We start from the raw sequence: 13,682 nt of genomic DNA on the forward strand, positions 1-13,682 counted from the left end.
CATGCCCAGTGCGGGTGATTCGCGGGCGCGGTGCGCTACCCCGCTTTGTGTGCGGTGAGCAAGGAGGCGGAGACCTTTACCCGGTTTCTTTCGTCGACCTGGTAGTCATCCAACGAGACGCCCGGGAGCTTGGATAGGACCTCGGCCAAGTGGACATGGATGAACGCCGGTCGGATTTCGTCGATCACCCAATACCGTGAAACAGCTTCGCGCAGTTCAGTTTCGGTAACGACATTTGGCGGCGCCGCCCGAGCATCGGGCGGCAGCTCGATGTCGGCCGGGAGCGCGGCCGGGGTCGACGCCAGGATATAGTAGGACGCGCCCGGGGCGGCGGCGCGGTGCACCGAGTGGATGTAGTCGTCGCGAGAATCGACCGGAAGCGATTCAAACAGCGTGCTGTCGATGATGGTGTTGAACCGGCCGTCGTAGCCGCGAAGTGACGTCAGGTCATCCTGAACGAACGTGGCAGTGCTGAGCCCGCGATCGTCGGCGGCTTGCTTGGCCTTGGCGATCGCGGTGCCAGACACGTCGACACCCATGACTGTGTGCCCCAGTGCGGCGAGCGCAAGCGACAACTCGGCGACCCCACAACCGGCATCGAGTACCTCGCCGCGGATCTTGCCGGCCCGTATCAGTGCCGCGATTTCCGGTTGCGGTTCGCCAATGTTCCACGGCGGCGGTCCCCCGAAGACGCCGTGTTCGCGATATGCGGCTTCCCAATCCATCAATTCGCCGTTCACGGCCCGAACCCTAATCGAGAGGCGCAGCGCAGCAATACGCCGACGGTCGTTCACAGCCGGGTTTGCGCGCCAACAACTTTTGAAGATGCCGGCTTCTCGTCAGGCGGTGCCGGTCTGAACCCTGGCCCGCGAGGCTCATCCGAATGCGCCTTGGTCGAATCGCCGGTCCGGACAGCCCGTCCTGCTGATCGGCTCTTGTCAGCATCGAAGGCTCAGTGGACAACCCCGTGGATGAACGTGTGGGAAAGCGCGAAACACCCATTCGGTAGGCCGAATTCACTCGGCCGCTCCTGGCTGGTGGCCGACGTCCGACTGCCCGGAAAGGCCGCCGGCCCGCACGTCGTACCCGGATGTTAATCACGGGCCTGAACCGCTTTCCGTGGAAGTCGGCCGAGAGAATGTTCGGCTTCGCGGTCTTCCACATCGGGCGCGAGCAAGCCGACGGGCACCAGCGGTGCCGCCGCCAGTGGGAACAGCCCACACAGCGCGAACGCCAGTGGATATCCGCCGGCCATGATCATCGCTCCGAATGCCGGTGGGACGGCCAGAATCATCAGCCGCTGGGTCGTGTTCTGAACGCCCAGTGCGCGCCCACTCCAGAACTGGCCGGCGAATTCGGTGATCGCCGTCGCCTCGAGCCCGTTGTCCATCACCGTGACCACCGAGACCAGGACCATGAAACCCACCGCAAGCGGTGAATCGAGCTGATTGGCCAACGACAGCATCAGCAACGTGAGGCTGGTGGCGACCGCGACAATGCGGACCGGCCGCATGCGCGACCCCACACGATCGGACCAGCGGCCGGCGGCGATGCGGGTGAGCGCACCGAGTAGCTGAGTGGTGGTCACCAGCGCACCGGCAGCTCGCACCGACCACCCGTGGTTGCCGGTCAGCCACACCAGCATGAAGGTCACCGTCATCGACTGGGGCATCACCATGAGTGCCGACACCGTGTGGATCCGCCACAGCACCGTGGTGCCGCGGTACGGGTTGACGAGTTCGGCTCCGCTGGCCGTTGTCGACGGCTTGCGCGGCGGGTCGTGCGCGATCAGCGCTCCTACGACGGCCGAAACCGCGCACGCCGAGGCCGGAAACAGCAACCCCAGGCTTGGACGATGCTCAGCGAGACGGGGAATCATCAAGGCGCCCATGGCAATTCCCAACGGTTGCGCGGTCTGGCGAACTCCCATGGCCAGGCCCCGCTGATGCGCCGGAAACCAACCCGCGACCAGGCGGCCGCAGGCGGGATTGCAGCTGGCCGCCGCCATCCCGCCCAAGAACAACAGTGCTCCCGTGGCAACCAGCGAATTGACTGATGCCGCCGCAAAGCCGCTGAGCGCGGTCAGCGCGGAGCCGATGACGAGCACCGTACGTTCTCCGATGCGATCCGCCACATAACCCCAGGCGATCAGGGTGACCACCATGCCCAGGCTCGGCATTGCCGACAGCAAGCCCGCTTCGGCCAGCTCAGTTCCGCGAGCAGCTTCCAATGCGGGAATCATGAACGGAACGGCGTTGATAAAGGAGAACGCGCTGGCGGTTACCGTCAGCGCAATAGCGACCATCGACCAGCGCAACGTCGCACTGACCGGCTCCGCGGCCATCAAGCCATGCTCGCACAGATGTCGTTGGTTGTATGCCTTCTGTTGTCGAGCAATTTCCCGCAGCGCCCGGCTGCGCCGGGCTGGCGACCGTCGGGGTCTGGTGATGCCGGCCCGCAGCGCCCGGCTGCGCCGGGCTGGCGACCGTCGGGGTCTGGTGATGCCGGCCCGCAGCGCCCGGCTGCGCCGGGCTGGCGACCGTCATTAGGCTCATCCGAATGCGCCTTGGTCGAATCGCCAGCCTCGACGGCCCATCCGGCCGATCGGCCTTCGTCAGCATCGAAGGCTCACTGGGCGACCCCGGGGGAATGACCGTCCGCGAGATCGCAGAACACCCGTTCGGTACGCCAACCTTCACCGGCCGCTCCTGGCCGCTGGCCGACGTCCGGCTGCTGGCACCAATACTCGCCAGCAAGGTGGTGTGCGTCGGCAAGAATTACGCCGATCACATCGCTGAAATGGGCGGCCAACTGGGCGCAACTCCGGCCGACCCCGTCATATTCCTCAAGCCCAATACCGCAATCATTGGTCCCAATGCGCCGATTCGGTTGCCCGCCAACGCATCACCGGTTCACTTCGAAGGTGAGCTGGCAGTAGTGATCGGCCGGCCCTGCAAGGACGTCCCAGCCGCGCAAGCCGCCGACAACATTCTCGGCTACAGCGTCGCCAACGACGTGTCAGCACGCGACCAGCAGAAGTCCGACGGCCAATGGACCCGGGCCAAAGGCCACGACACGTTTTGTCCGGTCGGACCATGGATTGTCACCGACCTGGATCCGCTCGACCCCACCGACCTCGAACTGCGCACCGAAGTCAACGGCGAAATCAAACAGCACGCCCGCACCTCACAGATGATCCACGACATCGGCGCGATCGTGGAATGGATCTCGGCGGTCATGACGTTGCTGCCCGGGGACCTCGTTCTCACCGGAACACCGGCCGGCGTCGGTCCCATCGACGACGGTGACACCGTCGCCATCACCGTAGAGGGAATCGGTACCCTCACCAATCCCGTAGTGCGCAAAGGAAAGTCGTGACAGCAGCCGCTCCTGAAGAAGAAGCTACCCGCGTTCGGGTTCGATTCTGCCCGTCGCCCACCGGTATTCCCCACGTCGGCATGGTCCGCACCGCGTTGTTCAACTGGGCCTATGCCCGGCATACCGGCGGCACCTTCGTGTTCCGCATCGAAGACACCGACGCCCAGCGTGACAGCGAGGAAAGCTATGTGGCGTTGCTCGACGCATTGCGCTGGCTCGGCCTGAACTGGGACGAGGGGCCCGAGGTCGACGGACCCTACGGACCGTACCGGCAGTCGCGGCGCAGCGAGATCTACCGGGATGTCATCGCCCGACTGCTCGCGGCAGACGAGGCCTACTACGCCTTTTCGACGCCCGAAGAGGTCGAGGCGCGACATATCGCGGCCGGACGCAACCCCAAGTTGGGCTACGACAATTTCGACCGGCACCTCACCGACTCCCAGCGCGCGGCGTACCTGGCGGAAGGCCGCCAGCCGGTGGTGCGGCTGCGGATGCCCGGCACCGATCTCAGCTGGAACGACTTGGTCCGCGGCCCCACCACATTCGCGGCCGGCTCGGTGCCAGACTTTGCGTTGACCCGCGCTACCGGTGATCCGCTGTACACGCTGGTCAACCCCTGCGACGACGCGTTGATGAAGATCACCCACGTGCTGCGCGGGGAGGACCTGCTGCCGTCGACGCCACGCCAGCTCGCGCTGTATCAATCTCTGATCCGGATCGGAGTGGCCGAGCGTATTCCGGAATTCGCCCATCTGCCAACGGTATTGGGGGAAGGGACCAAGAAGCTCTCCAAGCGCGACCCGCAGTCGAACCTGTTCGCGCACCGCGACCGCGGCTTCATTCCCGAAGGGCTGCTGAATTATCTCGCGCTGCTGGGCTGGTCGATCGCCGACGACCGCGATGTGTTCAGCCTCGACCAGATGGTGGCGGCGTTCGACGTAGCCGACGTGAACTCGAATCCGGCGCGGTTCGACCAGAAGAAAGCCGACGCCCTCAACGCCGAGCACATCCGGATGCTCGATGCCGAAGACTTCGCCCGCCGGCTCCGTGATTACCTGGACGCACACGGCCATCGCATCGGGTTGGACGACGCGGCCTTCGCCACTGCCGCGGAGTTGGTGCAAACCCGAATCGTGGTACTCGGCGATGCGTGGGATCTGCTGAAGTTCCTCAATGATGACCACTACGCCGTCGACCCCAAGGCCGCCGCCAAGGAACTGGGTCCCGACGCGGCCCCGGTGTTGGCCGCGGCTGTGGTCGCGCTCGAGGGCGTGTCCGGCTGGACCGCCGCCCACATCGAGGAGGCGCTCAAGGCTGCGCTGATCGAAGGCCTGGAGCTCAAACCCCGCAAGGCTTTCGGGCCGATCCGAGTGGCCGCCACCGGGACCACGGTCAGCCCGCCGCTCTTCGAGTCACTGGAGCTGCTCGGCCGTGACCGCAGCCTGGCGCGGCTGACTTCAGCTCGCGATTCGGTCACCAAGTAGTGGCATGGCGCAGAATAGAACCCGGGCGTGCGGATGGCCGGGCTAGTTTTTGGTAGTCTGCACGTCGGCCGACAACGGCTGGCAGCGGCGGTCCGACGCGGACCCGGCAATGGTTTGCAAAAACCGCTCTGACCAGCAGTTTTAGGTGACCGATGGGGTATGGTGTAATTGGCAACACAGCTGATTCTGGTTCAGCCATTCTAGGTTCGAGTCCTGGTACCCCAGCACAGTCCCACCGATGCGAAGCGGATTGCGAGTGATTAGGTGGGCTTACCGCGGTGAGCTATGCTGACAGCTCGGATCGGTTCTGGCCCCGTCGTCTAGCGGCCTAGGACGCCGCCCTCTCACGGCGGTAGCGTGGGTTCGAATCCCATCGGGGCTACAAGATCAGTGACCGGTCCCCAACACGGCCGGCGCGGTTGAACCGCCCACCGGCATGGGCGGCAGCCCCAACTTTCGGTGGTCCCACGAGCGGGCGCGGTGGCTGACGATGCGGACACCGACGCGCTTGTTCATCATCTGGTCGACCATGGGCTTCAGCTCGTCGCTGTAGGGGCCGGTATAGCGCTCCCACACGCTGACTCCGACCCGGTGCAGGGCGTCGGGATCGTCGACGATTTCCGCGACGCCTTCGAAAGACACCCCACGCAGCGTGTCGTAGGTGTTGCCGTCCTCGATCAGGAAGCTCACCCGGGGATCCCGCCGGACGTTGACCGCCTTCTGCGACTTGGCCTTGGTCTCGAGCCAGATTTCGTCGTCGACCACCGCGTACCACATCGCCGTCAAGTGCGGCTGGCCGTCCGGCCCGATGGTGGCCAGCGTGCCGGTGCGGCTCTTGTTGACGAAGTCGGCGATTTCCGCCTCGGTCATGACGATCTGCGCGCGCTGGTTGGTTCCCATGGCGTCAGTGTGTCAGGTGGTCGTGACGCCGACGCGGCGGCGTCAGTAGGCCGGCCCGAACGCCCGGGGTACCCGGGAAGGTAAGGCCGTTACAGGCGGCGGGTGATCTCCTCGGCCGCGGCCAACAGGTCGGCGGCCCAACGCGCGCCCGGGCGCCGCCCCATCCGGTCGACGGGGCCGGACACCGATATGGCGGCGACCACGACACCGCGGCGGTCGCGAACCGGTGCCGACACGCTGGCCACCCCGGGTTCACGCTCGGCCACGCTTTGCGCCCAACCGCGCCGGCGGACTTCGGCCAGCACCCGTTCGCCGAATCCCGCCTGCGGCAGCACCGCTTGTTGGATCGCGCCGTCGCTATGGGCTAGCAGCACTTTGGCTCCCGACCCGGCCGTCATCGGCAATCTGGCTCCGACCGGAACCGTATCTCGGAGTCCCGCAGCCGGTTCCAGCGCGGCCACACAGACCCGCGTGGTGCCCTCGCGACGATATAGCTGCACGCTCTCGCCGGTGGTCTCGCGCAATTTGGGCAGCACCGTTGCGCTGGCGGCCAGCAGCGAATCGTCGACCTGGGCCGCGAGTTCGGACACCGCGGGACCAAGACGCCACCGGCCTTCCTCGTCGCGCCCCAGCAGGCGATGCACCTCGAGAGCGGCCGCCAGCCGGTAAGCGGTGGCCCTCGGCAGGCCGGTTCGGTCACAGAGTTCGGCCAGTCCGCACGGAGATTCCGCGATCACATGCAACAGGCCTACGGCTTTGTCGAGCACGCCGATGCCGCTATGCTGTCTCACATCTAGATACTAGCGTCTCATATTCTGAGAACCAACCATGGTGTGCCGGTGCGCCGCTATTGAGTGAATCGAGGCAAGTGGAGATGACAATCGAGACTGGCAGGCCACGCACCTTGGCGGAGAAGGTCTGGGACGACCACGTTGTGGTGTCCGGTGACGCCTCTGAGCGAGGCGGGCCCGACTTGATCTACATCGATCTACACCTGGTGCATGAGGTCACCAGCCCGCAGGCTTTCGACGGCCTACGACTGGCCGGTCGCCGAGTGCGGCGCCCCGGCCTGACCATTGCCACCGAGGACCACAACGTGCCCACCCTCGACATCGACAAGCCGATCGCCGACCCGGTGTCGCGCACCCAGGTGGAGACGTTGCGGCGCAACTGCGCCGAATTCGGTATTCGGCTACACCCGATGGGCGACATCGAGCAGGGCATCGTGCACGTCGTCGGACCGCAATTGGGCCTCACCCAACCGGGTATGACTATCGTCTGCGGCGACAGTCATACCTCGACGCACGGCGCGTTCGGCGCATTGGCAATGGGCATCGGCACCTCGGAGGTCGAGCATGTGCTGGCCACTCAGACACTGCCGCTGCGGCCCTTCAAGACCATGGCGGTCAATGTCGAAGGGCAACTGCCGCCGGGCGTATCGGCCAAGGACATCATTCTGGCGCTGATCGCCAAGATCGGCACCGGTGGCGGACAGGGTCATGTCATCGAATATCGGGGCGCCGCCATCGAATCGCTGTCCATGGAAGCCCGCATGACGATCTGCAACATGAGCATCGAAGCCGGCGCGCGAGCCGGCATGGTGGCTCCGGACGACGCCACATACGAGTTCCTGCGCGGTCGTCCGCACGCGCCCACCGGCGACCAGTGGGACGCCGCTGTCGCCTATTGGCAACAGTTGCGGACGGACCCCGGCGCCGTCTTCGACACCGAGGTGCACCTCGACGCCACCTCGTTGAGCCCCTTTGTCACCTGGGGAACCAATCCCGGACAAGGAGTGCCGCTGGCGGGTGCGGTGCCTGATCCGGAGCTGATGACCGATGATGCCGCGCGCCAGGCTGCCGAGAAAGCGTTGGCCTATATGGACCTTCGGCCCGGAACGGCAATGCGCGACATCGCCGTCGACGCCGTGTTCGTCGGGTCGTGCACCAACGGCCGCATCGAAGACCTGCGGGTGGTGGCCGGTGTCTTGCGCGGCCGCAAGGTGGCGCCGGGCGTGCGGATGCTCATTGTTCCGGGATCCATGCGGGTTCGTGCGCAGGCCGAGGCGGAAGGCCTCGGTGAGATCTTTACCGCCGCAGGCGCCGAATGGCGGCAGGCGGGATGCTCGATGTGTCTGGGCATGAATCCCGATCAGCTCGCCCCGGGGGAGCGCTGCGCCGCTACTTCCAACCGCAACTTCGAAGGGCGACAGGGCAAGGGCGGTCGTACGCATCTGGTTTCACCGGCTGTTGCCGCCGCCACCGCGGTTCGCGGCACCCTCTCCGCGCCGGCCGATTTGAATTGAACTCAACCAGTTACTCAACCAGTTAGAGGAAGAGCGAATGGAAGCCTTTCATACTCACACCGGCATCGGTGTGCCCTTGCGACGGTCCAATGTCGATACCGACCAGATCATCCCGGCGGTCTTTCTGAAGCGCGTCACCCGAACCGGTTTCGAGGACGGCCTGTTCGCGAGTTGGCGCTCGGATCCGTCGTTCGTGCTGAACCTCAGTCCCTTTGATCGGGGGTCGGTGTTGGTCGCCGGCCCGGACTTCGGCACCGGATCTTCGCGTGAGCATGCGGTCTGGGCACTGATGGACTACGGATTCCGGGTGGTTATCTCGTCTCGATTCGGTGACATTTTTCGCGGCAACGCCGGCAAGGCGGGGCTGCTGGCGGCCGAAGTCGACCAAGACGGCGTCGAACTGCTTTGGAAGCTCATCGAGCAGAGTCCGGGGTTGGAAATCACTGTCAATCTTCAAGATCGAAATATCGCGGCCGGAACAGTGGTGTTGCCGTTCAAGATTGACGATCACACCGCATGGCGACTCCTTGAAGGCCTTGATGATATAGCCCTTACGCTGCGAAAACTCGACGAAATCGAGTCTTATGAAGCGGCCTACCCGACCTGGAAACCGCGCACTCTGCCGGTCTTGTGAACGGTCGATCGAGGCGGAATTTCGGCTCCCGCGAGCTACTGTAGGGCTTGCAAGCCGGGTACATTTCGAGGCGACGCCACCGGTCAAGGGCGGCAATCGGATTGCGAAAATTGTCGTTCCCGGGCTCCGAAATTGCGCGTGGCTCTTGGCAATTTGCCGGGTGAGGGTTTACCGTGTCCACTAGTCGGTTCCATTAACGAGGACCGCTAGCTTCGGAGGGTTGGATGAACAAAGCAGAGCTCATTGACGTGCTCACACAGAAATTGGGCTCGGACCGTCGGCAGGCGACCGCCGCCGTCGAGAATGTCGTCGACACCATTGTGCGTGCCGTGCACAAGGGCGACAGCGTCACCATTACCGGATTCGGTGTGTTCGAACAGCGTCGCCGCGCGGCCCGCGTGGCTCGCAATCCCCGCACCGGCGAAACGGTCAAGGTGAAGCCGACTTCAGTCCCGGCGTTCCGGCCCGGCGCGCAATTCAAAGCGGTTGTGGCTGGCGCACAAAAGCTCCCGTCGGAAGGCCCCGCCGTGAAGCGTGGCGTGGGAACCAGTGCCGCCAAGAAGGCCGCGAAGAAAGCGCCTGCCCGCAAGACTGCGACCAAGGCGCCCGCCAAGAAGGCCGCGACCAAGGCACCCGCCAAGAAAGCCGCGACCAAGGCACCCGCCAAGACGGCGGCCAAGGCGCCGGCGAAGAAGGCCGCGACCAAGGCAACCAAGGCGCCCGCCAAGGCAACCAAGGCGACGGCAAAGAAGACCGCCGCCAAGGCGCCAGTGCGCAAGGCTGCCACCAAGGCGCCGGCGAAGAAGGCCGCGGCAAAGCGGCCCGCCACCAAGGCACCGGCCAAGAAGGCGACGAGCACCAGGCGCGGTCGCAAGTAAGTCAGTACACCGCGGATACCCTTTGGGTGGCACCGATGCCGCCCAAAGGGTATCTGTGCGTTAGGCCCGCACGTTGGCGGCCAGCGCGCCGCCGATGTGGTCGGCTGCGATCAGCCGCCCGCCGGACATCGACAGCACCCAGGTACTGCCCTTGTGGTTGCGGGACTTGTCCGGGCGCACGCCGTCACGTTGGCACCACCAGGCGATGAGATCCGGAATTACCTTGCCCTGTGTGCAGATCACCGGCGTGCCCGGCTGCGCGGCGATCCGCAGCACCCGATGCCGGCCCCGTTTGGCGTTCTTGGCGTAGGCCTCCTCGGTGAGGGTGTGTTCGTTGTGGATGATCACGCCCAGTTCTTCGGCGAGCGGCTGTACCGTCTGATGACAGCGCAACCTGTCGGCGGCGTACACGGTGGTGACGCCGAAGGCCAGTAGCTGTCCGACGAGCGCCTCGGCCTGCGCCCGTCCCTTCTTGTCCAGCGGTCGCCGGGTGTCGTCGCCGGAGAAGCGTGACTTGCTGCCGGCGGTGCCATGGCGGACCACCAGCACCGTCTTGGTGTCGGCCGGCTGTTTGGCGAACCGGCGCAAGACCTTTCGATCTTGCGCATAGTCGAGTCGTCGCATCGCGTCGGCGATCGGCAGCCAGACCAGGTCGTCGACTTCGCTACCGGGAACGAATTCCCCGCCGACGCGGCGCGCAGCCCAGTAGTACACCTTCTTGACACCTTGGTCGATCGGGTAGCTTGTCATGATCAGACGCCGGCCAAGGTGCGCCTGCTGACCGGTCTCCTCGAACACCTCGCGCACTGCCGCCACCGCGGTCGTTTCCCCGGGGTCCACCTTGCCCTTGGGTAGTGACCAATCGTCGTAACGGGGGCGGTGAATCACCGCAATCTCGACCGCTCCCTTGGCGTTTCCCGGACGCCACAACACCGCGCCGGCGGCATACACGATCCGGCCCTCCGAACGGCGGCGGTCGGACGTGCTTGGCATCGACACGTTAACTCCTGCAGGTCAATTCGGCCTGGGCCGCGCGCGGTCGTGGGTGGGCACAAATCAGCGGGAGTCGCGACCCGGCGTCAGGGACTGCGGTGCCGCTCCATCCGCGATACCTGGTGGTCGCGCACACTGTGTCCGTCCTGGGGCGCCGCCGTCCATTGCCCGTCCGGGCCCAGTTCCCAACAGCGGGTCGACGGGTCCAGCGCGGACTCGAACAGATCGTCCAGCTGCGCGGTCAGCCTCGGGTCCTTGACCTGAGCCATCACCTCGACGCGCCGGTCGAGATTGCGGTGCATCATGTCGGCGCTGCCGATCCAGAACTCGTCGATGGCACGGAAATGCAGGATCCGCGAGTGTTCCAGGAAGCGGCCGAGAATGGAACGCACGGTGATGCTTTCCGAGAACCCTTCCGCGCCGGGGCGTAACGCGCAGATGCCACGCACCACCACCTCGGTGGGCACGCCCGCCCGCGATGCGCGGTAGAGGGCGTCGATGACCTGTTCGTCGACAAGGGCGTTCATCTTGAGCCGGATTCGCCCGTTGCCGTTCTCCCGGTGCGCGGCCACCTCCCGCTCGACGCGCTCGATGATGCCGCTGCGAATTCCGTGCGGAGCTACCAACAGGTTGCGATAGGAGACCTTGCGTGAGTAACCGGTCAGCGAATTGAACAAATCGGTCAGGTCGGCTCCGATATCGGGCGCAGCCGTGAGCAGGCCGACGTCCTCGTACAGCCGGGCGGTCTTGCTGTTGTAATTGCCGGTCCCCACATGGCAATACCGCCGGATCAACGGGCCTTCGCGGCGAACGACCAGCGCGGTCTTGCAGTGGGTCTTGAGGCCGACGATGCCGTAGGCCACGTGCACGCCCGCCTGCTCGAGTTGTCGGGCCCACCGGATATTGGCCTGCTCGTCGAAGCGGGCTTTGATCTCCACCAGTGCGACCACTTGCTTGCCCGCTTCGGCCGCGTCGATCAAGGCCCGAACGATCGGCGAATCCCCGGAGGTGCGGTACAAGGTCTGCTTGATCGCCAGCACGTCGGGGTCGGCGGCGGCCTGCTCGATGAACCGCTGCACGCTGGTGGAGAACGAATCATAGGGATGGTGCACCAGCACGTCGCCCTCGCGCAGCGTCGCAAAGATGCTCTTGGGTGTCTCCCGTTCGGCGAAGGCCGGATGGGTGGCCGGCACGAATGTCCGGTCTTTGAGCGCCGGCCGGTCCAGACCGTAGATCTGCCACAACGACGACAGGTCCAGCAGCCCCGGCACCTCAATGACGTCACCGGGATGGACATCGAGTTCGCGCAGCAGCAGCTCCAGCATGCCTTCGGTCATGTCGTCGGCAACTTCGAGCCGAACCGGCGATCCGAACCGGCGCCGGGCCAGTTCGCGTTCGAGCGCCTGCAGCAGATCTTCGTCACGGTCCTCTTCGACTTCGAAGTCGGCGTTGCGGGTGATGCGGAACGCGTGATGCTCAACGATTTCCATTCCCGGAAACAGCACCGGCAGGAAGGCGGCGATGAGCTCTTCCACCGGCAGGAAACGGTGGACGGTTTGCCCTTCGGTCCCGTCGGCATCGCTGTGGCCGACCAGTTCGACGAAGCGGTCGACGTTGTCGGGCACCTTGACCCGCGCGAAATGCTGACCGCCGTCGTCGGGCTGGCGCACGGTGACTGCCAAGTTCAGGCTCAGACCGCTGACGAACGGAAACGGGTGCGCGGGATCCACGGCCAACGGGGTCAGCACCGGAAAGACCTGTTCGTTGAAGTAGGTCGACAATTGCTCGCGCTCAGTCTCATTCAGATCGGCCCAGGTGATGATGTAGATCCCCTCTTCGCCCAGCGCCGGCAGCACCGAATCGAGGAACACCCGCGCGTGCCGACTGGCGATCTGCTGGGTCTGCTCGCCGATCCGCCCCAGCTGCTCCCGCGGCGTCAGACCGTCGGCGGAACGCACCGACAACCCCATTTCGTCGCGGCGTTTGAGACCGGCTACCCGAACCATGTAGAACTCGTCGAGGTTGGACGCAAAGATGGCCAGAAACTTGGCGCGCTCGAGCAACGGCATGGAGTTGTCGGCGGCAAGGGCCAGCACGCGTGCGTTGAAATCCAGCCAGCTCAGCTCGCGGTTGAGATAGCGGTCTTCGGGCAGCTGATCGGTGATCGCCGCGGGCGTGGCAGCCGGCGGTGCCGTCAGTGCCGAGTCGCCGGGATGCCATGCATTCTCGTCCGGCCGCGCCTCTGTGACTGGACTGGTTTCGGTTTCGGTCACCCAGCGATCATTGCTTATCACCCTGTGAGGTTGCCAGCACAGGGCCGACATCAATCTGGCGTTGGTGCGCCGTTCACCTTCGGGCCGCCCTGCGACACCGGTTATCGGTGACCGATGGCACGCGCGGTCGCCGGCCCGACGCCTAGCCGGCGGGCGGCCGCTAGGTCCGCCGGTGTGTCGACATCGCAGCGCAGACCGGGCCAGGCGCCGGTGAGCTCGACGGCACCCGAACGGCGGTGCCGCGCGGAGGAATCCGGCCCGAATTGCGGGTCGAGCGCGGCGCCGAAGGCGCACAGCGCGGCCGTTCCCGTGCCGCGCCGATCGGAGACGAAGCTGCGCTGGTGGTGGCGTGCCGCCGAGATCGCCTCGGCGAGCTCCTGCGGCTGCAGCGCGGGCAAATCGCCTTGCAGCACAACGAGATTCGCTAACGAACCGGTCATTGTGCGTTCGGCGGCGCTGATCGCGTTGTTGAGCGGGTCGGCGTCGCCTTGCGGCGTCGGGTCGGCCACTACCTCGGCGCCGAGCTCGGCTGCCGCAGCCGCGGCGGCCTCGTCGGGCGTGATGACGGTGATCGAATGCAACGCGCGTACGCGGGCTGCCGCGGTCAGCGTGTCGACGAGCATGGCCAGTACCACACTTTCGCGCGTGCGCGCCGAGAACACCGGCGCCAACCGGGTCTTGGCGGCCGCCAACCTTTTGACGGCGATGATCAAGCCGACATCACCGTTCTCGTCGGCTCGTGTGCCGCTCATGAAGGTCATCCTGCCAGCGCCGGTTTCCGGATGATCGGTGAGCGTCGGGCTGGACATGGCGGTGACCGGCAGGCGGGTCTACTGT

The 13,682-nt window shown here is 65.5% G+C and carries 12 protein-coding genes and 2 tRNA genes; 7 read left to right on the plus strand and 7 right to left on the minus strand.

Annotation, left to right across the window (positions count from 1 at the left end; genetic code table 11):
• Positions 1-35: 35 nt before the first annotated feature.
• The gene (locus tag EET13_RS08610) at positions 36-740 is read right to left on the minus strand and encodes a class I SAM-dependent methyltransferase (protein WP_244603826.1); all 705 of its coding nucleotides are present in this window, start codon (positions 738-740) and stop codon (positions 36-38) included.
• Between the two features lie 353 nt (positions 741-1,093).
• Positions 1,094-2,398: an MFS transporter gene (locus EET13_RS08615; RefSeq protein ID WP_342212278.1), complete on the minus strand. Its 1,305-nt coding sequence runs from the start codon at positions 2,396-2,398 to the stop codon at positions 1,094-1,096.
• A gap of 161 nt (positions 2,399-2,559) precedes the next feature.
• Between EET13_RS08615 and EET13_RS08620 the strand changes: the two genes are divergently transcribed.
• The 4 genes from EET13_RS08620 to EET13_RS08635 all read left to right on the plus strand — a co-directional run bounded on the left by EET13_RS08620 (position 2,560) and on the right by EET13_RS08635 (position 5,244).
• Complete coding sequence (locus EET13_RS08620; protein ID WP_122441887.1) at positions 2,560-3,378, plus strand: fumarylacetoacetate hydrolase family protein; 819 nt, start codon at positions 2,560-2,562, stop codon at positions 3,376-3,378.
• Positions 3,375-4,862: a glutamate--tRNA ligase gene (gene gltX / locus EET13_RS08625; protein WP_122441888.1), complete on the plus strand. Its 1,488-nt coding sequence runs from the start codon at positions 3,375-3,377 to the stop codon at positions 4,860-4,862. The genes EET13_RS08620 and gltX overlap by 4 nt, the downstream gene beginning before the upstream one ends.
• Positions 4,863-5,015: 153 nt before the next feature.
• Positions 5,016-5,087: transfer RNA gene (locus EET13_RS08630), tRNA-Gln, on the plus strand.
• An 84-nt stretch (positions 5,088-5,171) separates the two neighbouring features.
• A tRNA-Glu gene (locus EET13_RS08635) sits at positions 5,172-5,244 on the plus strand.
• 5 nt (positions 5,245-5,249) lie between these two features.
• On the opposite strand, the gene EET13_RS08640 is transcribed toward EET13_RS08635, so the two are convergent.
• The gene (locus tag EET13_RS08640; protein WP_122441889.1) at positions 5,250-5,762 is read right to left on the minus strand and encodes a PPOX class F420-dependent oxidoreductase; all 513 of its coding nucleotides are present in this window, start codon (positions 5,760-5,762) and stop codon (positions 5,250-5,252) included.
• 89 nt (positions 5,763-5,851) lie between these two features.
• Positions 5,852-6,553: an IclR family transcriptional regulator gene (locus tag EET13_RS08645; RefSeq protein ID WP_122441890.1), complete on the minus strand. Its 702-nt coding sequence runs from the start codon at positions 6,551-6,553 to the stop codon at positions 5,852-5,854.
• Between the two features lie 83 nt (positions 6,554-6,636).
• On the opposite strand from EET13_RS08645, the gene leuC reads away from it, so the two are divergent.
• The 3 genes from leuC (at position 6,637) to EET13_RS08660 (ending at position 9,579) form a co-directional block, all read left to right on the plus strand.
• The gene (leuC, locus tag EET13_RS08650; RefSeq protein WP_122441891.1) at positions 6,637-8,067 is read left to right on the plus strand and encodes a 3-isopropylmalate dehydratase large subunit; all 1,431 of its coding nucleotides are present in this window, start codon (positions 6,637-6,639) and stop codon (positions 8,065-8,067) included.
• Positions 8,068-8,104: 37 nt separating this feature from the next.
• Complete coding sequence (leuD, locus tag EET13_RS08655; RefSeq protein WP_122441892.1) at positions 8,105-8,701, plus strand: 3-isopropylmalate dehydratase small subunit; 597 nt, start codon at positions 8,105-8,107, stop codon at positions 8,699-8,701.
• 224 nt (positions 8,702-8,925) lie between these two features.
• Positions 8,926-9,579, plus strand: coding sequence for an HU family DNA-binding protein (locus EET13_RS08660; RefSeq protein WP_122441893.1), 654 nt, complete (start codon positions 8,926-8,928; stop codon positions 9,577-9,579).
• Positions 9,580-9,639: 60 nt separating this feature from the next.
• On the opposite strand, the gene mutT1 is transcribed toward EET13_RS08660, so the two are convergent.
• From mutT1 to cofC, 3 genes are all read right to left on the minus strand, one after another.
• Entirely contained in the window at positions 9,640-10,572 is a 933-nt protein-coding gene (gene mutT1 / locus EET13_RS08665) for an 8-oxo-(d)GTP phosphatase MutT1 (RefSeq protein ID WP_122441894.1), read from the minus strand.
• Between the two features lie 86 nt (positions 10,573-10,658).
• Positions 10,659-12,866 carry an RNA degradosome polyphosphate kinase gene (locus EET13_RS08670; protein ID WP_122441895.1) on the minus strand — a complete coding sequence of 736 codons (2,208 nt, stop codon included), beginning with the start codon at positions 12,864-12,866 and terminating at the stop codon, positions 10,659-10,661.
• An 80-nt stretch (positions 12,867-12,946) separates the two neighbouring features.
• Positions 12,947-13,597 (minus strand): 2-phospho-L-lactate guanylyltransferase, encoded by a 651-nt coding sequence (gene cofC, locus EET13_RS08675; protein ID WP_122441947.1) that lies wholly within the window; start codon positions 13,595-13,597, stop codon positions 12,947-12,949.
• Positions 13,598-13,682 lie beyond the last annotated feature (85 nt).

The sequence above is a fragment of the Mycobacterium attenuatum genome, assembly GCF_900566085.1.
GTDB lineage: Bacteria > Actinomycetota > Actinomycetes > Mycobacteriales > Mycobacteriaceae > Mycobacterium > Mycobacterium attenuatum.